Below are 21,514 nucleotides of genomic sequence, written 5' to 3'. Positions count from 1 at the left end.
ACCCGGCGGTGGTGCGACGCTATGCAGCGGCATAGCGTGTTGGCGGTTGTAGAGATTATGCAGCGGCATAGTCCTGGGGACCCACGGTGTTTCGCTATGCCTCGATGTGCCATTCGTGTGTAAAGCCGCCCCACCACCAGTCGCGCCACTCGTTGAAACTTGGGTGGACCGGCGGAGTGATCACATCGCCGCCTACATGCAGTTCGCTGACGGGGCTAATGCCGTGGAGCGAGTTGAGGAACCACAACGGGTGCTTGGCGGCGAGTTCGGGTTTGAGCTGACGGCGCTCCACCCGCATATCTAACTTCTCGGCGCGCGCGACAACCTGGTGCAGTGTGACACTCGGCAGCCACACGCCGTCGGGGATGCACAGCGTGTCGCCGTCCCACATCACCAGCGCGCCGGTGGTTGTTTCCAGCATGGCGCCATGCTTATCGACGACCACCGTGTCGTCCGTTCCCGCCACCTGATACCGGTCGCGATAGGTCCGCAGAGAGCCGAAGTCGGGCCCCTTCACCTCGGGCTGGGTGCGCGGGTCTGGGGCTTGCGTGTAGGTCAGTGAGGTGGTGGGGCGAGGGGATGGGGCGGGGCGGACGTCGAGAAGCAAAAGCCCTGAGGAGAGCGCGATGCGGGGGAAGAGTTCGCCTTCGCTGAGCAGCGGCAGCATCGCGTCGACAAACCCGGCGGGGAGCGGACCGGCGGTGCGAGTGAAGCGCTCGATGTGCAGGCTGAGGCCGTTGGTGCTGCCGGAGGAGTGGCGCCAAGAATCTGCGACGTCGATGGGGCCGTCAAGGAAGTCACGTGGAACAAACGCGCCGTGCCAGGCGTACTTACGCATCCCACGCTCCTAAAACGGACTGGGCCTTCAGGTTGCGCTCGGCGAGCTCAGCGGAAGGGTCGGAGGCGAGTACGATCGCGCCACCTGCACCGACTGTCACAGTGGAGCCAGCGCGTACTGCGGTGCGGATGACCACCGACAGGTCGGCTTGGCCGTCGAACCCGATGTAGCCGAGCGCGCCCGAGTAGACGCCGCGCGGGGAGGTTTCCAGCCGGTCGATGATTTCGCACGTCCGTAGTTTCGGTGCGCCGGTCATGGAACCGGGCGGGAAGGTGGCACGGATGGCGTCGACGGCAGTGGCTCCCTCGCGTAGCTGCCCGGTGATGGTGGAAACCAGTTGGTGCACGGTGGCATACGACTCCACCTGCATCAGACCCGGGACCTGTACGCTGCCGGGTTCGCAGACGCGGGAAAGATCGTTGCGCAGCAGGTCGACGATCATGAGGTTTTCGGCGCGGGTTTTGTCGTCGTGAAGCAATGCGGGGTCCTGATCAGCGGCGATGGTGCCCTTGATCGGCTTGGCCTCCACCTCGCGGCCTCGCACGGTGAGGAAACGTTCGGGCGAGGCGCTGGCGACTTCCACACCGTCGAAGATGAGGTGCGCGGCATATGGCGCGGGGTTGTGCTCACGCAGCGGCGCATAGATCTCGCCGGTTGCTTCGGCGGTGTAGGTGTCGGTCAGGCAGACCTCGTAACTCTCACCGGCGCGCAGCAGGTCCTGTGCTTTCTCGATGCAGTCGAGGTAGTCGGGGTTGCTCCAGGAACCATTGCTAATCGACGACCCCCGCGCACCGTCCGCCCCATCCAAGGCCTTCTCGAGGCGGTCAAGGAGTGCATCCGTGCCGTCGCCGGCGAGTGCACACAAGTGGGCGATTTCGGCCTCGTGGTCGTAAACGATGAACGATTGCGGGCGCACAAAGTAAGCGTCCGGGTATGGGGAGCGGTGGCGCAGCGTGATCGGAAGGGTAAGCTCCGCGCACTCGTAGCCGAGGTACCCAATGACACCGCCGGTAAAGGGCAGGTCAGGCGCGTCGTGGAGAAGGGCGGACAGTTCGCGTTGGAGGGTGTGGAGGATATCGGGGTCGCTACCGAGCGAATAGCGAAACGAGCGCGACAGGGCGCCCGCGGTGTCTCCGAGGATGGAGAAACGCCCGCGGGGGTCGGCGGAATCGAGGAAAAACGCATCGTTGCCGTCGCGATTGATCGCGTTGAAGACGCGCTGGCAGTCGAGTGCGCCGGGCACCTCGCGGTGCAGCAACCGCCAGCCGCCGAGGAAGTTACGCATGATCGCGGCGCCGTGCTCAGTCAGCACCGATTCGGGGTGGAACTGCACACCCCAATGCGGAGCGCCATCGACCTTGAGCGCCTGGATGACGCCGTCTTCGCTGCGAGCGTGCACGGTGACGCCGGGGATTTCCTCGACGTGCAGAGAGTGGTAGCGCACCACCTGAAAACCCTGCGGAATACCAGCGAAAATGCCCTCACCGGAATGGGTAATTGTGGAAACGAACCCGTGGCGAGGCTCCGGAGCACGAGTGACGGAGGCCCCTGCGAGCATCGCCAGACCCTGGTGTCCCAGACACACGCCCAGCAGCGGGACCCCGGAATCGGCGGCAGCCTCAATCACGCGCCGGGACGTACCAAAGTCTTCCTCGCGTTCGGGGGTACCTGGCCCGGGGGAGATCACAACGTGGCTGAACTCGCCGGCGCGCACACGCTGTGGAAGGTCAGCACCCTCGCCAGCAGGCACAACGAGTGGTTCGCGGCCGGCAGCCTCGGCGATGAGGTGGGCGAGGTTGAACGTGTATGAATCGTAATTGTCAATGAGCAGGATCATCGATTCGGAATCGTATAGCGTTGACGCGCATGGACGCCAGCATCCGACAAGCAAGCGCACAAGACGCCATCGCCATTGCCGACATGCACTACCGCTCCCGTGCCCAAGCATTCCGGGGGCATATTGACGACGACGTCCTCGACGATCACGCAGCACTCGAACAACAGTGGGTCGAGTACTTCCGCAACCCGAACGGCCGCGTCGCAATCGCGGAGTTTGACGGAAAGATCATCGGGTTGGCGTACGGCATCCCAGGCGAGCGCACCGAACTTCGCAACCTGTACCTGCTCGAGGACGCAGCAGGGACCGGAGTGGCGCCGAAGCTTCTCGACGCCGTCATCCACCCCGGCGAACCAGCATTTCTCTGGGTGGCAGACTTCAACGACCGCGCCCAGGCCTTCTACACCAAGCAAGGCTTTGCGTTTGATGGTGAGTCGAAAACCCATGAGCGGGACAAGATCACCACCAAACGCATGGTGCGCGATTAGTTGATCGGGGTTGGGCTGATCTTCCAGACCTCGTCGGCGTAGTCGCGGATGGTGCGGTCGGAGGAGAATCGGCCAGACTCGCAAATGTTGATCCAGCACTTCCGCGCCCACTCGTCCTGGTCGGCGTAGTAGTCAGCGGCCATACGGTCGCGAGTCGCACGGAAATCAGCGAAGTCGCCTAAGACGTAGAAGACGTCGCGCTCGCCGTAGCCGTTGTCGTCGAGAAGCGATGCGCGAATGTCGTGGAAGGCTCCGGTGCCACGGTCATCCAAGGTGCCGTCGACAAGCGCATCGAGTGCGCGCATGAGCCCTGGGGTCTGCTCCGCAACCTGGCGCGGGTTGTAGTGCGCCTTCAACTCCGGCAGGTCCTCCTCGCGGGCGCCGAAGATGTAGGCGTTGTCCTCGCCAACAGCATCGACGATCTCCACATTCGCGCCGTCCATCGTGCCCAGCGTGAGCGCGCCATTCATCATGAACTTCATGTTTGACGTGCCCGAGGCCTCTTTGCCAGCGGTGGAAATCTGCTCGGAAACATCCGTTGCCGGGATGATCTGCTCGGCGGGGGAGACGTTGTAGTTCTCCACGAACACCACATGGATGTACTGGGAAGCAACCGGATCATTGTTCACCAGGTCTGCGATGGTGTTGATGAGCTTGATGATGCCCTTGGCAGTGACATAGCCCGGGGCTGCCTTTGCACCAAAGATGAACGTGCGCTTCGGGATGTTGTGCTCGCCATCCTTGGTGATGCGGAAGTACAGATCCAGGATGTACAGGGCGTTCATCAACTGGCGCTTGTACTCGTGCAGACGCTTGATCTGGGTGTCAAAGATCGAGTCTGGGTCGATCACCGCACCCTGGCGGGCGTTGATCCATCCGGCGAAGTCTCGCTTGTTCGCTGCCTTGATCTCGCGCAGCTCGCGCATGATATCCGGGTCGTCCGCGAAGCGGCGCAGTTCCTGCAGCTTGGACAGGTCGGTGACCCACTCGTCCGATCCCGCGAGACGGTCCAACAGCTCGGACAAGCGCGGGTTGCACATACGCAACCAACGGCGAGGGGTCACACCGTTGGTCTTGTTGTTAAAACGTTCCGGATACAGCCCGTGCCAGAAGCCGAGCGTGTCGCGTTTGATGATCTCCGTGTGAAGCGCAGCCACACCATTGACCGAATAGGAGGCGTAGCAGGCGATCCATGCCATGTGGACGCGACCGTCGTGGATCGGGGAGTGGTGGTGCGCCGTTTCTGGATCAACCCCACGTGCCTCCATATCAAGGCGGTAACGGCGGTCAATCTCTTCCACAATCTCCCAGATGCGCCAGAAGAGCTGCTTGAAGATGGACTCCTCCCAGGTCTCCAGCGCCTCCTGCAGCACCGTGTGGTTGGTGTAGGCAAACGTGTTGGTGGTGACTTCCCAGGCATCGTCCCAGCCGAGTCCGTGCTCGTCCATAAGCAAACGCATTAGCTCAGGAATGCCGAGCACCGGGTGTGTGTCGTTGAGCTGGATCGAGTTGTACTTGTGGAAGTTGCGCAGGTCGTCGCCGTGGGCGGCGCGGTAGTCGTCGATAAGTTCCTGCAACGATGCAGACACGAAGAAGTATTGCTGACGCACGCGCAGCAACTTGCCGGCGTACGTGGTGTCGTTCGGGTAGAGCACACGCGTGATGTCGTGGACAGCCTCGCGCTCAAGGATCGCGTCGGCAAAGCGCTGAGAATTGAACGCGTCATAGTCGAACTCATCGATCGGGGAAGCGTCCCACAGACGCAGCGTGCCCACATTGTTCGTGCCGTAACCCGTGATCGGCATGTCGTACGGAATTGCGCGCACATCCATGTCGTCGAAATGAACAATGCGCTGCTCAGAGCCACGACGCACGATAAACGGGTAGAACGATTCCTTCCAACGGTCCGGGTGCTCGCGCTGGAAGCCGTCCTCGAACTCCTGGCGGAACAACCCGTAGCGGTACAGCAGGCCATAGCCGGTCAGCGGATAGTCCTGCGTCGCTGCCGAATCCAAGAAGCAGGCGGCGAGACGGCCGAGCCCGCCATTGCCCAGTGCCGCGTCGTGTTCTGCCTCCAACACATCGGAGAGATCGTGGCCCAACTCGCGGGTCACCTCCTCAGCCTTATCGACGAGCCCAAGGTTTGTCAGATTGTTCAGCAGCGCACGGCCCTGCAAAAACTCCGCCGAGAAATACGCAGCGCGACGAGTGTTGCGGTAGGTGTTGCGGGTTTCATCCCAATCGTCGGCGATCTGCTCAACGACAGCGGCCGACAAGCCGGTCCAAAACTTCTTCACGGTTGCGGCTTGCGGCGACTTGCCGGCAAAGCCACGGACATGGCCTGCGATCGTCTGCTCAAATGCGGGTGACTGCTTGGAGAACGTCATGGCGCCCAAGCGTACCGCCAGTTAGCCAGCTAGGTAGGTCAAGACAGCAACTGCGGCCGAGCGTGTGGCAGCAGAAATCGTGGGCTCATAATCCGGCAGGAAGTTCGGCATATGGTTGACCGGAACATCCTCGGCAACCCGATCCTCCTCGACAGCACGATCCCACACGTCGCGCGGGGTGCAACCGATGAGCCAGAAGAGGTACGGCGCCCCAAACGTTTGACCGATGATCGGGAAGTCCTCGGAAACCGTCTTCGGATCCGACGTGACCGAGTCCTCACCGAACACCGCATCGAAGTTCGCGCGCACTGCGGAAAAGACCGCCTCGTCGTTGTCCAACAGTTCGCCGTGAGCAAAGTACTCGATGCCAGCCGTGCCCTCCGCGCCCGAGGCAGCTACCTCGGCATGGACAACACGCTCGATGGCGGCATACACGCGTGCCTTGACCTTGTCGTCGTAGAAACGGCAGTTGAGCACCAACTCCGCAGACCCTGGAATGATATTGATCGCGCGCCCAGCACTCATGCTGCCGACGGTGACCACCGCGAAATCCGCCGGATTGACCTCACGCCCCACAATCGCCTGCAGACGAGCGATAATCATCGCGGCAGTAAACGTGGGATCCACCGAGTTGTGCGGCATCGAACCGTGGGCCGAACGGCCGGGAATGTGCACCCTGATCGAATCACAAGCAGCGAACTGCGGGCCGGGCTTGGACATGACCTCGCCAGCGCGACCAGGCATCACGTGCAGGCCCAACACCACGTCCGGGGTGGGCACCTTCTCAGCCAGGCCGCCATCGGCCATGTCTTGGGCGCCCGCAGCCAGCTCCTCGCCAGGCTGGAACAATGCGATAAACGTGCCCGACCAGTGGTCGCGCGTGTTGTCCATGACGTGGCACAAGCTCAGCAGAGCCGTGGTGTGGATGTCGTGGCCGCAAGCGTGCATCGTGCCGGTCGTGTGCCCATCCGCAGTGGTGACCACCTTGCGGGAAGCAAACGGTACGCCGGTGCGCTCCGTGACCGGAAGGCCATCAAAGTCGGCTCGGTAGAGCGCTGTCGGGCCTTCACCGTTGCGAAAGACTGCGCAGATGCCGTACTTGCCAATCGGGGCAACAACCTCGCAATCAAGCGGCTTCAACTCATGCAGGATTCGCTGGTAGGTCTCCTCCTCGTGCATGGAGAGCTCCGGGTTAGCGTGCAGTTCCTCGTAGAGTCGGCGCTGCCAGGCTGCATCAACCTGGTACGTATCCAAGATGTCGGCGATGTTGCTCATAGTCTCGTTACCTCTCTACGTTCGGGGCCAAACCTTGGGTATAGCGCAGCACGTTCGGCCTAGGCGTGCATTCTTGGCCTATACGGATACTAGGCGCGACCGTTCCCACGGCACGCAAGCGCTCCAGTTCCGTGGTGACGCGGTCGTGGACATCAAAGGGCGAAAGCGTATTGACGAAGATCTGCGTGCCGCCCTCAAAACCCGCAACAGTAGAGATGCGCCACTTCACATTGATACGCCACGGCATTGGCACCTCGACATCGTGTGGTTTGTAGTGCCACTCTTCGTTCGTGGCCACACGGGTACCGGTCGCGGCGTGTGCGGCGTGGAGCAGGTCCGACATGGCACGGACCTCGTCGTCAGTGTGCAGCCATGGCTCGCATGCTTCCGACTTCGAATACACCGTCATCGTGGGGTAGCGGTGCCCCACACCGGCAACTAGGACGGCGTGGTCGTTCTCCGCGATGACCAGGTTGTTGTCGAAAGCGGGGTTCACACCCCAGTCGTTGTACATGTTCGGGTGCTGCTGCAACTTGGCGATTTCGGACTCAGCGTTGACGCCATGCTCGTCGATAGCAACCAACTGCTTATGCAGGTGTTCAAAGGACGCGCCGGCTGCGGCGAGCCAGTTTTGAAACACCACAACATAGCGGGCGTGACGGTGGTGAGTGATGAGGTCGTGCAACGAATCGACGGTGAAGGCGATGAACTGGTAATGCTCATCCGCAGTGAGCGAGCCTGAGCCTGCGAGGTCGGAGGTGTCGCGGGCGTCGTCGATAAAGTGCCGCCTTGCAATGATGACGTCGTGCCCACCACCAAAATAAGCAGGCGCGATGCTGAGCAGTTGCTCGTCCGGCGGATCCGGATCCTGACCCGACGCAGACAAGCGCGTGCGCACAATATCCAACACGTGGTGTCGGCCAGACGGGTCCGACAGGTAGCGCTCCATGTGCTCCTGCCAATCTTTTGACATTTCCGCACCATAGTTTTCGCGCCAGTAGTCGTAAGAAACGATCTCGAACAGGTTGGGCACGCGCCGAAAGTCGGCCTGTGTCGCATCGAGTTCCTCCGGCATGACATTGCGCAGAATGTCGAAACCCGTGCTGGTAATCACCAGCCGCGAACGCTCCGGGGGAGTATGCAGCATGCGGTCCGCGCAGAAATTACACGTATCGGTGTGCGCGTCGGGGCCAAGTGCTGCAGGTTCGTTCGGCTGGGTGTGAAGCGGACGGTTGCCACGGCCAGGCACCGTCCACACATGGGTTCCCGTGAACGGATTGACCTGCTTTAACGTGCCGTCCTTCATACGTTGCAGCGCTGTGTGCTGCGCGGGCGTCGGGTTGACAGCAGCGTGAGACATGAACGACACCCTACCGCCCCGAGCGTCTAGCCTTATGCCCATGTCTGTCATTCAATTCGACGTCCTCGTCCCACCCGCGGCAGCTCCAGAGGTACGCGACGCATTCCAGCGCGCCCTCGACATCCTGGTGCGCCGCGAGATGCTCACCTCCGGCAGCGTGACTATGGAGCAAGTGCGTATCGACGACACCGTGCACGCCCAGCTCGCCGAAACCTATGAACACGACCGCGGCGAGCCAGCAGACGACGCTGAAATCCACCGCTACCGTATCGAGTCCGAAGGCGCGGACAGTATTAACCGCCTCGCTATGGGGCTCTCACGCATCCTGACCCCCAAGCGCGACCTGCCACGCGACCCCGTGGCGCTCGAGGACCAGGACAAGTTCGAGGCCCCGTCGATTTATCCCTGGACAGTTGAAGTGTTGAGGTAAGCGACCGCAATCTCCGCACCGGCGCGAACGAGCTGCTCGCGGACGTCGTCAATCTCGGGCAGCGTCACTGCGAGAGTTCCGTCGGCGGGCTGCTCGTCGAAACGCCCTGCAGCAATCGCGAATACCGCACCTGCTTCCGCAGCAAGCTCGCCGACCACAGACGCCACCTTGCCGGTGCCTGTCTGTCCATCGAAGCGACCTTCGCCGGTGATCACCAACGCAGCGCCATCGATCTGCTCAGTCAGCCCGTTGGAATCTGCGACAACGCGCGCGCCGGGCACGATATGCACGTGGGAATCGGTCCCGTGCAGCATGGTGGAAAGCCATGTCAGGCCGATGCCCACGCCGCCCGCCGCACCAAGCCCCGGGGTTGTGGGGTCGATCTCTGCGACCTCGCACAGTCGAGCAAGACCACGGTCCAAGAGTTCAACATCGTCGGCGGTCGCGCCCTTTTGTGGGCCGAACACGTGAGCTGCACCGTTCGGGCCTGTTGCTGGTGCAGACGTGTCAGTGAGCAGCACCCACTCCATAGCGCCAGCAGGGACATTGACTTTGGCAGTGTCGAAATCCGCAAGATTTTCCAACGCGCCACCGCCAGGTTTTAGCTGATAGCCAGCAGCGTCGAGGGGGTTGACACCGAGCGCCACCAGAATGCCGGTACCGCCATCGACCGTTGCGGTGCCACCGAGACCAAGCACGATACGTTTCGCGCCGCGGGTCTCCGCATCAGCGATGAGCACACCGGTGCCGTAAGTGTCGCCGGTCAGCGGGACCGGCTTTTCCACAGCGGGCAACCCAGAAGCAGCAGACACATCGATATAGGCGGTGGAGGAGGGGGCGTGGAATGTGTATTCGGCTTCGGTAAGGCGACCGTCTGCTGTGGTCGTCGGTAAGCAAATGCGTTCCCCCTCAAACAACGCGGACGTGCCCTCGCCACCGTCGGCCATCGGGGCAAGGATGATTTGGGCATCGCGGATCACGCTTGTCACACCCTCTGCCAGCCATTCAGCAGCCTCCTGCGCAGTAGCAGTGGACTTAAACGAATCCGGGGCGATGACGATTTTCGGCGACGGAGCCGGGTCGAAAGAGGAAGACATGCGGGCAAGTTTAACCGGAAGACCGCAAAATTCCGCGGGCGGGCGAGATGTGTTGTAGCATCTTTCCGGTAAACAATTCTGCAAGCCTATAGAAATTGGAGGCGGGGTCCCATGAGTGCAATCGACCAGGAAGTTGCGAGTTTTTACGACAGGGTGCTCGAGCGAAACGCGGGAGAACCCGAGTTCCACCAAGCAGTTGCCGAGGTGCTCGACTCGCTGAAGATCGTCCTGGAAAAAGACCCGCACTACGCCGACTACGGCCTCATCGAGCGCCTCTGTGAGCCGGAGCGTCAGATCATCTTCCGCGTCCCGTGGATCGACGATGACAACAACGTGCGCGTCAACCGTGGCTTCCGTGTCCAGTTCAACTCCGCACTTGGCCCCTACAAGGGCGGTCTGCGATTCCACCCGAGCGTGAACCTGGGCATCATCAAATTCCTTGGCTTTGAACAGATCTTCAAGAACTCGCTCACCGGCCTGCCCATCGGCGGCGGCAAGGGCGGCTCTGACTTCGACCCGAAGGGGAAGTCCGACGCTGAGATCATGCGCTTCTGCCAATCCTTCATGACTGAACTGTGGCGCCACATCGGCGAATACCGCGACGTCCCCGCGGGTGACATCGGCGTGGGTGGGCGCGAAATCGGCTTCCTGTTTGGCCAGTACCGCCGCCTGGTGGACCAGCACGAGTCGGGCGTGCTCACCGGTAAGGGGCTGACATGGGGTGGCTCCCTCGTGCGCAAGGAAGCCACGGGCTACGGCGCTGTGTACTTCACCGACGAAATGATGCGTACCAACGGCGAATCCATTGACGGTGCACGCGTGATTGTCTCTGGCTCCGGCAACGTTGCCACCTATGCGATCAAGAAGGCGCAGGCGCTTGGTGCAACTGTCGTTGGCTTCTCCGACTCCTCCGGTTGGGTGGAGACCCCGAATGGGGTTGATACTGAGCTCCTGATCGACATCAAGGAAAACCGTCGCGGACGCGTTTCCGACTATGTCGCAGAAGCCACCGGGGCGACCTACCACACCGACGGCTCCATTTGGGACCTCGAAGCTGACGTGGCGTTGCCGTGCGCAACCCAAAATGAGCTCAACGGCGAGCATGCCCAACGCCTCGTCGACAACGGTGTGAAGTACGTCGCGGAGGGCGCCAATATGCCGTCCACGCACGAAGCGACCGAGGTCTTCCGGGCTAATAAGGTCTCTTTCGGCCCAGGTAAAGCGGCTAACGCCGGTGGTGTTGCTACCTCTGCGCTGGAGATGCAGCAAAACGCTTCCCGTGACTCCTGGTCCTTCGAATACACCGACGACCGTCTGCAGCGCATCATGTCCAACATTTTCAAGACCGCTGCACGAACCGCGGAAGAATATGACCGCGCGGGCGACTATGTTGTGGGCGCAAATATCGCTGGGTTTAAAAAGGTTGCCGACGCGATGCTGGCGCAAGGCGTGATTTAGAGCTTCATCCAGTACGCTGTGCAACTATGTACCGCGTTTTTGAAGCCCTCGATGAGTTAGTGCAGACGATGGAGCAGGCCTACGGCGTGCCGATGACCTCCAACTGCATGGTGCCCCGCAATGAGATGCTCGCTCTTCTCGACGACCTCCGCAACGCCCTGCCCGGCGATCTAGACGATGCCCAGGACGTTCTGGACAAGCAGGACGAAATCCTGCGCGGGGCCCAGGAACGCGCCGACGTTCTCGTTGGCGACGCCGAAGAGGACGCCCGTCGCATCGTTTCCGACGCCCAAGCCGAATCGGAGACGGTGCTGTCGGACGCCCAGGACCACGCAACTCGACTCGTCTCGGGCGCCGAGGAAGAGTCGAACATGATGATCACCCGCGCTCGCGACATTGCAGAAACCACCATCAACAGTGCTCAGCGCGAAGCCGATCACCTTGTGGAAACCGGCAACGAGGAATACCAGCGCTCCGTCGACCAGGGCCTGAAGGAGCAGAAGCGCTTGATCTCCGAGTCTGAGGTCATGCGTCGCGCAGACGAAGAGGCACATCGCCTCGTCGAAGACGCACACGCTGAATCCTCCCGCCTGCGCGCAGAGTGCGACGACTATGTCGACTCCAAGCTCGCAGAGTTCGAGGAGACCCTCAACACCGTGCTGCGCACTGTCTCCACCGACCGCTCCGCGCTGCGTCGTGGGGCGGGCGTCTCCGGTGCAGACCGCGCTCGCCGTGGCCAGGGTGAAGCCGACGAGTACTAGCAAGGGAAGCGATTCGTTGTAGTCTGAAAGGGCTATGGCTAACAATCCTTTCGTATTTGATGTTTCCGGCGTCCTCAAAGGCGACGGACTGCCGGAAACCCTGACGCAGACGGGGCCATCCCCGTCGCGTATCGGCCCGGAAATGATCGCTATTCCTGAAGGCCGAGAGGTCAAGGTAGAAGCCACCCTGACCCCACTTGGCTCCGGCATCATGGTCGATGCGACCCTGACTGCTAAGTTCGTAGGTGAGTGTGTGCGCTGCCTTAAAGATCTGACCCCCACCGAAACGCTCCAGATCTCCGAAGTGTTTTCCACTTCAGATGATTTCATCACCGGAGACGCAGAGGAAGAAGAAGACCGTGGCTCGGGGGACGAAATTGCCCGTGTCGAAGGCGATACTGTCGACCTAGAGCAAGCGTTTGTGAACGAAGCTGGGCTTAACCTGCCGTTCAACCCGACCTGCCAGCCAGAATGCGCCGGCGATACCGACGTTCCCGTGCCGGACGGTGTATCGGGCGAAGAAAACAACCTTGTCGACCCGCGTTGGGCAGATCTGGAGAAGTTCCTGTGAGCCGTTCACGCAGGAAACCCGCCAACGCCGAACAGGCATGGGAAGACGCCTATGGGGCAGTAGACCATGCGCCACTGCTGGAAAAACTGGGCGTCAACATCGAGCGCGACAATCTCAAACTTGCGCTGACTCACCGCTCGTTCGCCAACGAACACAACCAACTGCCCAACAACGAGCGACTCGAGTTCGTCGGCGACGCCATCTTAGGTCTGACCGTGGCAACTAAGCTCTTTGAGCTTTACCCGTCGCGTCCCGAGTCCGATCTTTCTCCAATGCGCGCAGCGATTGTGTCGCGTTACGGCTTGTCCGACATCGCCCGTGAGATCAACCTCGGCCAGCACGTTCTCATTGGCAAAGGTGAAGAACTGACTGGTGGGCGCGATAAAGAGTCGATTCTTGCCGACACAACAGAGGCTGTGCTCGGCGCGATATATCTCGAGCATGGATTCGCGACTGCCCGCGACGTGATCCTGCGGCTTTTTGACGAGAAACTGCGTCACGCCACGGTAAGCAAAAAGAACAAAGACTGGAAGACCGCACTGCAAGTTCGTGTGGCAGAACTGAAGCTCCCTGTTGCAGAGTATCGCTCTGAGGCGACCGGTCCGGACCACGAGCAAACCTTCCACGCCGAAACGCTGATCAACGGTGTCGTGCGAGGTAAGGGCGTGGGGCCGAACAAGAAACTCGCGGAACAGGAAGCAGCGCAACAGGCACTGGTATACCTGCGCGACCACGCTGCCGAGGCCACCCTGGGACATGCCTGAACTGCCAGAAGTTGAGGTGGTCCGCCGGGGGCTCCAACAACACATAGTCGGCCTCACGTTCGGCCGCGTCGAAGTGCTTCACCCACGTGCATCGCGTGGCAACGAAGTTGATCTTGAGCGTGTGCTGCCGGGACGTACCGTCGTGGATACGGGCCGACGGGGCAAGTACTTGTGGCTACTGCTGGACAATGGGGCAGCGGTGCTGGTGCATTTGAGGATGAGTGGACAGATGCTCGTCGCAAAGCATGGCGAAGTGACATCGCCGCATTTGCGAATTCGCGCAGACATGGGCACATGTGAGCTGTGTTTCGTCGACCAGCGCACGTTCGGATTCTGGCAATACACCGACCTTGTCGACGGGGTGCCATGTCCTGCGGGCCATATTGCGCCGGACCCTTTCGAGGATGCATTTGATGTGCGAGAGACAGCGCGCGCGATGCGCCGGAAAAATTCGGCGCTGAAAACGGTGCTGCTTAACCAAGAAATCGTCAGTGGAATCGGTTCAATCTACGCCGATGAAGCGATGTGGGCTGCCAACCTCAAACCCTGGCGAAAAGCGCGCACCATGCGACAACGCGACGCCGAAGCAGTGCTTGAAGCATCGCGTGACGTAATGGCCAGTGCGCTCGAGCAAGGCGGCACGAGCTTCGATGCCCTCTATGTCAACGTCAACGGAGCCTCCGGATACTTCGCACGCTCCCTCAATGCATACGGTCAAGCCGGAAAACCCTGTGCGCGATGCGGAACGGAGATCGCCCGCACCGTGATCATCGGCCGTTCCAGTTATTACTGCCCGGTTTGCCAAGTGCTCTAGGTTAGAAGACATGGTTGATCAGCAGACGTTCAAAGTCGCGATGTCCCAGGTTGCCGCTGCAGTTGCCATTGTGACGACAGGGACGCAAGCATCGGCACACGGCACAACGGTCAGCGCATTCATGTCACTTTCTCTCGAACCACCGATGGTGCTGGTCTCGCTAGACCAGAAGTCATCGCTGCTCGCGAGGTTGGAGATCGGCTCACCGATCGGTATCAACGTGCTGTCCACCGAACAGAACGAGTTGGCGCGCAGGTTCGCTGACAAGCTCGAGGATCGTTTCGCGGGGGTGGATTGGCGCATTGCCGACGGCGCACCGAAACTTGCCGGCGACCACACCTGGATCGCCGGCAACGTTAGCCGCATCATCGAAGCAGGGGACCACTTCCTCGTCTTGGTTGACGTCACTGCCACCGAAGTTACCGCAAACTGCCCGCTGCTGTACTGGCAACGCGAGTTTGGCACCCACGGGCCAATCCAACCCGGAGAGGTACAGACCAAATCCATAGAGGGGTAGTGCGCTCGATCACGTTGGGTAATTGAGACAACCCAGGGATAAGCTGCCCGCCATGGATTCAGCTACCTCATTTGTCGAGGGATCGCTCAATGGCGTGATTTGGAGCCTCGTACCGTGGTTCCTCGTTGCTGCCGGCATCTACTTCGGCTTGCGCACATTATTCGTTCAAATCCGCATGTTCCCGGACATGCTCAAAGCCGTTGCAGAAACCCCGAAGGGCAAAGACCGCGAAGGTCGAGACCTCGATGAAGAGTACGGTGGCTTGTCGGCCTTCAAGGCTTTCACCATCTCTGCCGCCTCTCGTGTCGGCACCGGCAACATCGCCGGTGTCGCACTGGCAATCTCCATCGGTGGCCCGGGTGCGGTGTTCTGGATGTGGATGCTCGCCTTGCTCGGTGGTGCGACCGCATTCGTCGAATCCACGCTGGCCCAGCTGTGGAAAACCAAGGACAGCGACGGCAACTACCACGGCGGCCCGGCGTACTACATGACCCGCGGCCTTGGATGGAAGCCACTCGCGGTGCTGTTCTCTGCCTTCCTCGCCATCACTTACGGCTTTGTGTACAACGCCATCCAAACCAACTCCATCGCTGAAGCGGTTTCCGGCTCGTTGGGCAACGACTCTATCGCCGTGAAAACCATCGTGGCTGGTGTCGTCGCCGCACTCACCGCGCTCATCATCTTCGGTGGCGTTACCCGCATTGCATCTTGGACCCAGGTGATCGTTCCGTTCATGGCCGGTGCCTACATCTTGATTGGCCTCGCGGTGCTGGTGATCAATTGGCGCGAGATCCCAGGCATGTTCGAACTCATCGTTGGCCACGCACTCGGCCTCAAGCAGGTCGCAGGAGCGACCGTTGGCGCAGCCTTCGCACACGGTATGCGTCGTGGTTTGTTCTCCAACGAAGCAGGCATGGGTTCGGCACCAAACGCTGCCGCGACTGCGACCGTGTCTCACCCCGTTAAGCAGGGTCTTGTGCAGGCCCTCGGCGTGTACTTTGACACCCTGCTCGTGTGCTCCATCACCGCGTTTGTTGTACTGCTCGGCCCCGCAATCACCTATGGCCGCGATGACATCCAGGGTGCCTCGCTGACGCAGTCTGCACTCGCCGATTCTGTCGGCGCCTGGGGCGCACACGCCATCACGTTCATCCTGTTCTTCCTGGCGTTTTCTTCCGTGATCGGTAACTACTACTTGGCGCAAGCTAATTTGCAGTACCTCACCGACTCCAAGTCCGCGTTGACCACGTTCCGCATTGTTGTTCTCGGCTTCGTCATCTTCGGTGCGTTCGGATCTGTGCCGCTCGTTTGGGCCCTCGGCGACACGATGGCCGGTCTTCTGGCGCTTTTCAACATCATCGCAATCGTTCCGCTCGGCGGGGTAGCGCTGAAGCTGCTGAAGAACTACAACGAACAGCGTCGCCGAGGAGAAGACCCTGTCTTCCACCGCGGCATGCTGCCGGAAGTCAAGAACGTTGAGTTCTGGGACGGCTCCGACCCCGTCACCCGACGCAGCGCAGACGACCGCATCTAAGTTGTATTCTCGGGCGGTATGGCTAAGACACGCATGACCGCCCACGTCCACGGCGAAGTCCAGGGGGTTGGATTTCGCTGGTGGACCCGCTCCCGCGCCCTCGAACTTGGGCTTGCGGGATACGCCAAGAACCTTGCAGATGGCCGCGTTGAAGTGGTTGCGGAGGGGGAGCAGGGTGGCGTCGAAAAGCTTGAAAAGCTCTTGCGGGAAACACCCTCTGGTTCGGGGCGCCCTGGGCGCGTGGACCATGTGCAAGCCCAGTACAGCGCACCGAAGGGTGCGGTAGGATTCGACGAACGTTAAAAGCCGCGCCCGAGCGGGTAATATTGCGCGAATGCACCTGAAATCGCTGACGCTCAAAGGATTTAAGTCCTTCGCGTCCGCGACAACCATGAAATTCGAGCCGGGCATCTGCGCCGTCGTCGGGCCGAACGGCTCGGGAAAATCCAACGTCGTCGATGCACTCGCGTGGGTGATGGGCGAGCAAGGTGCGAAAAACCTGCGTGGCGGGAAGATGGAAGACGTCATCTTCGCCGGTGCCGGCGGGCGCAAACCACTCGGACGTGCCGAAGTCACGCTTACTTTCGACAACACCGACAAACGTTTGCCCATCGACTACACCGATGTAGCAATCACTCGCCGCATGTTCCGCGACGGTGCGTCCGAATACGAAATCAACGGCTCCAAAGCACGTCTCATGGACATTCAGGAGCTGCTGTCCGACTCCGGTATCGGCCGCGAAATGCACATCATTGTCGGCCAGGGCAAACTCTCCGAAATCCTTGATTCGCGCCCTGAAGAACGTCGCGCGTTTATCGAAGAAGCCGCTGGTGTACTGAAGCACCGTCGTCGTAAAGAGAAGGCACAGCGCAAACTTGTCGGCATGCAGGCGAACCTGGATCGCCTCACCGACCTCACCGACGAACTGGGCAAGCAACTCAAACCGTTGGCGCGGCAGGCAGAAGCTGCGAAACGTGGGGCGGCGGTGCAGGCCGAACTGCGCGACGCCAAACTCAAGCTCGCAGGTGACCAAGTCGTGCGTTTGCGAGCGAAGCTTTCCGACGCCGCCCGCGCCGCCGAACTCCTCGAAGAACAGGTGGAAACCGTCACCGCACAACTCGAGGAATACACCGAAGCGCAGGAGAGCATCGAAGCACAGCAGCAGGAAGTACAGCCCAAAGCACAAGAAGCACAGCAGGTGTGGTTTGCGCTATCGACGCTGGCGGAACGGGCGAGTGCTACGGAACGCATCGCATCGGAGCGTGCTCGGAGCCACAACGCCGATGTTGCCTATGCCGGGCAAGACCCGGAAGACCTCGAAGCACGGGCACGGATTGCCGACGAACGCTACGCGGAAGCCGTCGAAGCAGCCGAAGAAGCAGCAGAACAGCTGGAAACGGTACGAGAAGAAGTCGCGGAACGACAGGAAGCTTTCGATGAAGCTGAGCGCGAACACATGGCGCAGGTGCGTGCGATCGCGGACCGTCGCGAAGGCGTAGTGCGACTGCTTGCTCAAGAAGAATCGCAGGCGCAAGCGGTTGAAGCTGCTGAGGAGGAGATTCGGCGTTTCGACGAGACGCTTCAAGAAACCCGTGAACGTGCACGCCAAGCTGACGCTGAGGTTGTGTCCGTTGAGGAACGCATCGCGGCGTTTGAGGCGGAACGCGCTCCACTCGACGCCGCATTCGCCCGCGCCCACACCGAATCTGACGCTGCAGAGAAGCGCCTAGAGCAACTTCGTGCTGAGCAGGGCGAACACGAACGTAACGTAGCAACGCTTGAATCGCGCATTGCAACGCTGTCTGAGCAGACGCCGAAAATGGATGCCGCCGAATTGCTCGACGGTTTCTCACCGCTAGCGGGTTTGCTGACTACAGAGGCAGGTTTGGAAACGGCGCTTGCGGCGGCCCTCGGCGACTATGCCGAAGCGCTCGCAGGTGATGTGTCCGACGAGACCGTGTCGCGGTTGGGGAATGCGAGTCGTACGGTGGTCGTCGATACACGAGGCGGCTCCACATGGCGCCTGGAGACCGACGTTGAGGTGGACTGGCTGCTCGACCACGTCACGCTGGACGATGCAGTGGCTGGTCCGGTGACACGTTTGCTCGCTGACACTGTGGTCGCAAAAAATGTTGAGCTGGCTCGTGCCGTCGTCGAACAAGACCCGAGATTACGAGCCGTCACACACGACGGCGTACTTGTCGGCGAAGGCTGGATCGCAGCCGGCTCCGGGCAAGCAACCACGGTTGAAGTCTCCGCCCGCATCGAGGCTGCTCGCGTGGAACTTGAAACGGCCCGCCAACAACTCAGCGAACTCGCAGGCACGTTTGAAGGTGCGAAGGTTGCGGCGGAAGAAGCCCGAGTCAACGCCGCGTCGGCGCGTGCGTCTCTTCGAGAACACGACACCGAACTCGAAGCCTGGCGACGCGATCGCACCCGCCTGGTCAAGCAAGCTGAAGCGAACAAGTCGGAGCACGAACGAGCTGCGCAGCGCGCCAACGAAGCTGACGCACGGCTTGCGCAACGCCGCGCCGAACTGGAAGAAACTCGCGACCGTCTCACCCGAGTGGACACGGATGTATCCGCCTCACCCGAGGAGCCGTCATCTGCCGAACGCGACGCTGCCCGAAACGCGCTAAACCACATCAAATCCATGGAAATGGAGGCCGTCCTCGCCGCGCGTACTGCACAACAGCGGGCAGAGGCGGAAGCGGGCAAGGGAGACGCGCTACGCCGCCAAGCCGAGCAAGAACGTCAGGCGAAAGCCCGCCATGACGCTGCGATGGCAAGGCGTCGAGCAGAGGCGGAGCTAGCGGGGGTCGTCGAGAAGCACGCGCGCGACCTTGCCGCCCGAATCGAGGACGCGTTGGCACGCGCGACGGCGCAACGCGATGAGCTCTCCGCCCAGACCGCAAGCCTGCAGGGGCAGTTGCAGCAAGCTCGTCAGCAGGTCAATGCCACGCGCCAACAATTGTCTCGATTGACCGACAACGCACACGCATCCGATATTGCCCGCTCGCAAGCACAGGTGCGTATCGACGAAGCCGAAGCCAACATCACCTCCACCCTGGGCATCGCCGTAGCCGATCTGCTTGATGGGTACACCCCAGGTGAGGACTTTGACCGCGAAGCAGAAGAGAAACGTCTCAAGCGGGGAGAAAAGGATCTGCGCGCGCTGGGTAAGGTCAACCCGCTGGCATTGGAGGAATACAAGGCGTTGGAGGAGCGGTATTCGTTTCTTTCTACGCAGCTTGATGATGTTATTCAGGCGCGCAAAGACCTCACTGGTGTGATCGAGGACGTTGACGCACAGATCTTGCAGTTGTTCACCGATGCCTGGACGGATGTGGAGGCCGAGTTCCCGCGAGTGTTCCAGACGCTCTTCCCGGGTGGTGAGGCGCGCTTGGTGCTCACCGAGCCAGACGACATGTTGGCCACCGGCATTGAAATTGAGGCCCGGCCACCGGGTAAGCGTGTCAAGCGGCTTTCGCTGCTTTCCGGTGGTGAAAAATCGCTGACAGCCTTGGCGTTTCTGGTCGCTATCTTCCGTGCGCGTCCAAGTCCGTTTTATGTGCTCGACGAAGTTGAGGCGGCGCTCGACGACGTCAACCTGCGCCGGCTCATTGCCCTTCTGGAGGAACTCCGTCAGGATTCGCAGCTCATTGTGATCACGCACCAGAAGCCAACGATGGATGTTGCGAACGTGCTTTATGGCGTGACTATGCGTGGCGATGGCGTCACTCGAGTGCTGTCTCAACGCATGCAACCTGCCGGTGCAGCGCCTGGGGTGTAGCACCTGGGGCGTAGCACAGCGCAAGATGGCTACCCGGTGTCCGGTGCGAACAGGGGTGGATCTGTTCCCGGTAGTTCTTGGTCGTCGAAACTTGGGTGTTTGTCCCGAATTTTTCGTTTATGCCGCTGACCGGGTGACTGTTCGAACTGCCATGTGCTGGTCGTGGTCGGTGGCCCGCCGTCGGCTGGATGGTGGGTGATGTCCCAGGTGTCGGGGTCTTTTTCGAAGTGTCCCTTACCACCGGCTCCGTCTCTGTTGTCGTTGTTGCATCTGTGGTGTTCGCGACATAGCAGTATCAGGTTATTGAGGTCAGTGACACCTCCGTGGAGGTAGGACTGCAGGTGGTGGGCTTCGAGTTCGACGCCAGGTTTGGTGCACCCGTTCCAGGCGCAGACACCTTGGGTAGCGAGTAGGACGAGGCGCTGTTCAATCGACGCGAGGCGGGCGCGTCCGAGTGATAGTGGCACACCGGTTGCAGAGTCGAGTTGGAGAGCAAAAGTGTCTCCTGCTAAGCCCAGGTGAAGAATGTCGAGGGCAGTGAGATCCACACTGGTATTGGTGGAAAAGCGTGTTTGCCAATCAGCACCGACCAGATCTTCCAGGGTCAGTGTCACCACAACGGTTCCGATGCCGCGGTCGCGCGTGATACGTGCCTGGGAGTAGTTATCCAGGATGTGCATGAGTTGGTCGAAGCGGCGTTGTTGTTTCGTGCGGGTGTCTTTGGAGCCGTCGGGTAGGTGAGAGCCGGGGGCTTCTCCGGCGGCGAGGGCTGCTTCGAATTTTGCGCGTGATGCGGCGTCAAGGTAGAGCCGGGCGTAGGAGCCGCCGTCTGCATCGGTGGGTCCGAAGGAGATGCCTCGTTTTTTAAACGCGGCTAGGGGGTCCTTTTTCTTTTCGTAGTCCAGCCCCGCGCGGTTGGCTTTGCGGACGAGGTCGGTGACGAACTTCCGGAGCTCTTCGGGGGTCATGCGTGCTGCGGCTTCCATGGCTTGGGAGTAGCACTCGAGGTAGCCCGGGTTGGCGTGTTCGTTGAGGTCCTTGAGCGCGTTGGAGATAATGCGCTTCTTTTCTTCGGAGGCTTTCTTTTCTCGTGCAGCCTTGCGGGCGCGTTCCTGGGCTTTCTTTTCTTGTTCTTTGCGTCGTTGTGCTTCTTCTTCTGCGGCTCGCTTGTCCTCTTCGGTTTGTTCCGGGTTAGTTGGTGGGACTGGGATGTCGGGCTCGCCGAAGAGGCGCTTGCCGTGGTTGAGGAGGTCGAACGCCTGGGCACGGGAGAGGCCGAGGCGTTGCGTGAGGTATTCCACGGGATGGTTGGCGCCGACCAGGGATCCGGCATTGTCCCTTGTGCAGAGATGTGCGAAGGCGGCGTTGACGTTTCCGAGCAGTGGCAATGAGCCGTGTAGCCGCTCTATTGCTTGGTGGGTGCCGAGGAGGTGGAGGGAGTCGGGTTCCATCATGAGGTTGGACAGCGCTTCTAGTCCAGCGGTGATCTGGTTGACGTGTTGGTCGATGATGGTTGTCATGGGTCCCCCTCTCGGCTACGTGTGCTGCTAACTGAGTTGAAAATGAAGCTACAGACCAGGCCGACACGAT

At 60.8% G+C, this 21,514-nt stretch carries 18 protein-coding genes; 11 read left to right on the top strand and 7 right to left on the bottom strand.

All coding sequences use genetic code 11. The features are described 5' to 3' along the window. Positions 1-94: 94 nt before the first annotated feature. Together HMPREF3171_RS07330 and HMPREF3171_RS07325 are read right to left on the bottom strand one after the other, a co-directional pair. Positions 95-838, bottom strand: coding sequence for an aminotransferase class IV (locus tag HMPREF3171_RS07330; protein WP_070483933.1), 744 nt, complete (start codon positions 836-838; stop codon positions 95-97). Continuing rightward, positions 831-2,675 (bottom strand): chorismate-binding protein, encoded by a 1,845-nt coding sequence (locus HMPREF3171_RS07325; protein WP_070483930.1) that lies wholly within the window; start codon positions 2,673-2,675, stop codon positions 831-833. The genes HMPREF3171_RS07330 and HMPREF3171_RS07325 overlap by 8 nt, the downstream gene beginning before the upstream one ends. Before the next feature lie 29 nt (positions 2,676-2,704). Here HMPREF3171_RS07325 and HMPREF3171_RS07320 point away from each other — a divergent pair, with 29 nt between their 5' ends. Further along, positions 2,705-3,163 (top strand): GNAT family N-acetyltransferase, encoded by a 459-nt coding sequence (locus HMPREF3171_RS07320; RefSeq protein ID WP_070450949.1) that lies wholly within the window; start codon positions 2,705-2,707, stop codon positions 3,161-3,163. Here the strand turns inward: HMPREF3171_RS07320 and HMPREF3171_RS07315 are convergent. The 3 genes from HMPREF3171_RS07315 to HMPREF3171_RS07305 are packed head-to-tail and all read right to left on the bottom strand — an operon-like array spanning position 3,160 to position 8,185. After that, positions 3,160-5,550 (bottom strand): glycogen/starch/alpha-glucan phosphorylase, encoded by a 2,391-nt coding sequence (locus HMPREF3171_RS07315; protein ID WP_070483927.1) that lies wholly within the window; start codon positions 5,548-5,550, stop codon positions 3,160-3,162. The two genes, HMPREF3171_RS07320 and HMPREF3171_RS07315, sit on opposite strands and share 4 nt — an antisense overlap. Before the next feature lie 21 nt (positions 5,551-5,571). After that, on the bottom strand, positions 5,572-6,825 hold the full coding sequence (locus HMPREF3171_RS07310) for an amidohydrolase (RefSeq protein ID WP_070483926.1): 1,254 nt from the start codon (positions 6,823-6,825) through the stop codon (positions 5,572-5,574). Between the two features lie 7 nt (positions 6,826-6,832). Next, complete coding sequence (locus tag HMPREF3171_RS07305) at positions 6,833-8,185, bottom strand: DUF4921 family protein (protein WP_246815345.1); 1,353 nt, start codon at positions 8,183-8,185, stop codon at positions 6,833-6,835. Positions 8,186-8,225: 40 nt separating this feature from the next. Between HMPREF3171_RS07305 and HMPREF3171_RS07300 the strand changes: the two genes are divergently transcribed. Then, positions 8,226-8,615, top strand: coding sequence for a hypothetical protein (locus tag HMPREF3171_RS07300; protein WP_070422386.1), 390 nt, complete (start codon positions 8,226-8,228; stop codon positions 8,613-8,615). On the opposite strand, the gene HMPREF3171_RS07295 is transcribed toward HMPREF3171_RS07300, so the two are convergent. Next, complete coding sequence (locus HMPREF3171_RS07295) at positions 8,585-9,712, bottom strand: glycerate kinase (RefSeq protein ID WP_070483925.1); 1,128 nt, start codon at positions 9,710-9,712, stop codon at positions 8,585-8,587. The two genes, HMPREF3171_RS07300 and HMPREF3171_RS07295, sit on opposite strands and share 31 nt — an antisense overlap. A 111-nt stretch (positions 9,713-9,823) precedes the next feature. Here HMPREF3171_RS07295 and gdhA point away from each other — a divergent pair, with 111 nt between their 5' ends. From gdhA to smc, 9 genes are read left to right on the top strand one after another with little or no spacing between them, the layout of a single operon-like run. After that, positions 9,824-11,170, top strand: coding sequence for an NADP-specific glutamate dehydrogenase (gdhA, locus tag HMPREF3171_RS07290; RefSeq protein ID WP_070422239.1), 1,347 nt, complete (start codon positions 9,824-9,826; stop codon positions 11,168-11,170). Between the two features lie 26 nt (positions 11,171-11,196). Next, on the top strand, positions 11,197-11,931 hold the full coding sequence (locus HMPREF3171_RS07285) for a DivIVA domain-containing protein (protein WP_070422240.1): 735 nt from the start codon (positions 11,197-11,199) through the stop codon (positions 11,929-11,931). 34 nt (positions 11,932-11,965) lie between these two features. Continuing rightward, a complete protein-coding gene (locus tag HMPREF3171_RS07280) occupies positions 11,966-12,502 on the top strand; it encodes a YceD family protein (protein WP_070483924.1) in 537 nt (178 codons plus the stop codon). Beyond that, positions 12,499-13,266, top strand: coding sequence for a ribonuclease III (gene rnc, locus HMPREF3171_RS07275; protein ID WP_070450962.1), 768 nt, complete (start codon positions 12,499-12,501; stop codon positions 13,264-13,266). The genes HMPREF3171_RS07280 and rnc overlap by 4 nt, the downstream gene beginning before the upstream one ends. Beyond that, positions 13,259-14,080, top strand: a complete 822-nt coding sequence (gene mutM, locus HMPREF3171_RS07270; RefSeq protein WP_070483923.1) for a bifunctional DNA-formamidopyrimidine glycosylase/DNA-(apurinic or apyrimidinic site) lyase — start codon at positions 13,259-13,261, stop codon at positions 14,078-14,080. Before rnc ends, mutM begins: the two co-directional genes overlap by 8 nt. Before the next feature lie 10 nt (positions 14,081-14,090). Further along, positions 14,091-14,597, top strand: a complete 507-nt coding sequence (locus tag HMPREF3171_RS07265) for a flavin reductase family protein (RefSeq protein ID WP_070422244.1) — start codon at positions 14,091-14,093, stop codon at positions 14,595-14,597. Positions 14,598-14,649: 52 nt separating this feature from the next. Next, a complete protein-coding gene (locus HMPREF3171_RS07260; protein ID WP_070483921.1) occupies positions 14,650-16,131 on the top strand; it encodes an alanine/glycine:cation symporter family protein in 1,482 nt (493 codons plus the stop codon). Between the two features lie 18 nt (positions 16,132-16,149). Then, positions 16,150-16,434, top strand: coding sequence for an acylphosphatase (locus tag HMPREF3171_RS07255; protein ID WP_070483919.1), 285 nt, complete (start codon positions 16,150-16,152; stop codon positions 16,432-16,434). 31 nt (positions 16,435-16,465) lie between these two features. Then, positions 16,466-19,924 carry a chromosome segregation protein SMC gene (gene smc, locus HMPREF3171_RS07250; RefSeq protein ID WP_070483917.1) on the top strand — a complete coding sequence of 1,153 codons (3,459 nt, stop codon included), beginning with the start codon at positions 16,466-16,468 and terminating at the stop codon, positions 19,922-19,924. A gap of 29 nt (positions 19,925-19,953) precedes the next feature. Here smc and HMPREF3171_RS07245 read toward each other — a convergent pair whose 3' ends face one another. Continuing rightward, positions 19,954-21,444: an HNH endonuclease signature motif containing protein gene (locus HMPREF3171_RS07245; RefSeq protein WP_070483915.1), complete on the bottom strand. Its 1,491-nt coding sequence runs from the start codon at positions 21,442-21,444 to the stop codon at positions 19,954-19,956. Positions 21,445-21,514 lie beyond the last annotated feature (70 nt).

The sequence above is a fragment of the Corynebacterium sp. HMSC08F01 genome (genome assembly GCF_001807545.1).
GTDB classification, from domain to species: Bacteria; Actinomycetota; Actinomycetes; order Mycobacteriales; family Mycobacteriaceae; genus Corynebacterium; species Corynebacterium coyleae.
The sequence above is the reverse complement of the archived record's forward strand: the minus strand, read 5'-3'. Positions and strand labels throughout refer to the sequence as shown.

What these genes read in the sequence shown, in the direction of transcription:
- HMPREF3171_RS07300 (WP_070422386.1), top strand. Translation starts at nt 8,226, where the DNA reads ATGTCTGTCATTCAATTCGACGTCCTCGTCCCACCCGCGGCAGCTCCA.
- HMPREF3171_RS07260 (WP_070483921.1), top strand. Translation starts at nt 14,650, where the DNA reads ATGGATTCAGCTACCTCATTTGTCGAGGGATCGCTCAATGGCGTGATT.
- smc (WP_070483917.1), top strand. Translation starts at nt 16,466, where the DNA reads ATGCACCTGAAATCGCTGACGCTCAAAGGATTTAAGTCCTTCGCGTCC.
- HMPREF3171_RS07310 (WP_070483926.1), bottom strand. Translation starts at nt 6,825, where the DNA reads ATGAGCAACATCGCCGACATCTTGGATACGTACCAGGTTGATGCAGCC.
- HMPREF3171_RS07325 (WP_070483930.1), bottom strand. Translation starts at nt 2,675, where the DNA reads ATGATCCTGCTCATTGACAATTACGATTCATACACGTTCAACCTCGCC.
- HMPREF3171_RS07280 (WP_070483924.1), top strand. Translation starts at nt 11,966, where the DNA reads ATGGCTAACAATCCTTTCGTATTTGATGTTTCCGGCGTCCTCAAAGGC.
- HMPREF3171_RS07285 (WP_070422240.1), top strand. Translation starts at nt 11,197, where the DNA reads ATGTACCGCGTTTTTGAAGCCCTCGATGAGTTAGTGCAGACGATGGAG.
- HMPREF3171_RS07295 (WP_070483925.1), bottom strand. Translation starts at nt 9,712, where the DNA reads ATGTCTTCCTCTTTCGACCCGGCTCCGTCGCCGAAAATCGTCATCGCC.
- HMPREF3171_RS07330 (WP_070483933.1), bottom strand. Translation starts at nt 838, where the DNA reads ATGCGTAAGTACGCCTGGCACGGCGCGTTTGTTCCACGTGACTTCCTT.
- mutM (WP_070483923.1), top strand. Translation starts at nt 13,259, where the DNA reads ATGCCTGAACTGCCAGAAGTTGAGGTGGTCCGCCGGGGGCTCCAACAA.
- HMPREF3171_RS07315 (WP_070483927.1), bottom strand. Translation starts at nt 5,550, where the DNA reads ATGACGTTCTCCAAGCAGTCACCCGCATTTGAGCAGACGATCGCAGGC.
- HMPREF3171_RS07265 (WP_070422244.1), top strand. Translation starts at nt 14,091, where the DNA reads ATGGTTGATCAGCAGACGTTCAAAGTCGCGATGTCCCAGGTTGCCGCT.
- HMPREF3171_RS07320 (WP_070450949.1), top strand. Translation starts at nt 2,705, where the DNA reads ATGGACGCCAGCATCCGACAAGCAAGCGCACAAGACGCCATCGCCATT.
- HMPREF3171_RS07245 (WP_070483915.1), bottom strand. Translation starts at nt 21,444, where the DNA reads ATGACAACCATCATCGACCAACACGTCAACCAGATCACCGCTGGACTA.
- HMPREF3171_RS07255 (WP_070483919.1), top strand. Translation starts at nt 16,150, where the DNA reads ATGGCTAAGACACGCATGACCGCCCACGTCCACGGCGAAGTCCAGGGG.
- gdhA (WP_070422239.1), top strand. Translation starts at nt 9,824, where the DNA reads ATGAGTGCAATCGACCAGGAAGTTGCGAGTTTTTACGACAGGGTGCTC.
- HMPREF3171_RS07305 (WP_246815345.1), bottom strand. Translation starts at nt 8,185, where the DNA reads ATGTCTCACGCTGCTGTCAACCCGACGCCCGCGCAGCACACAGCGCTG.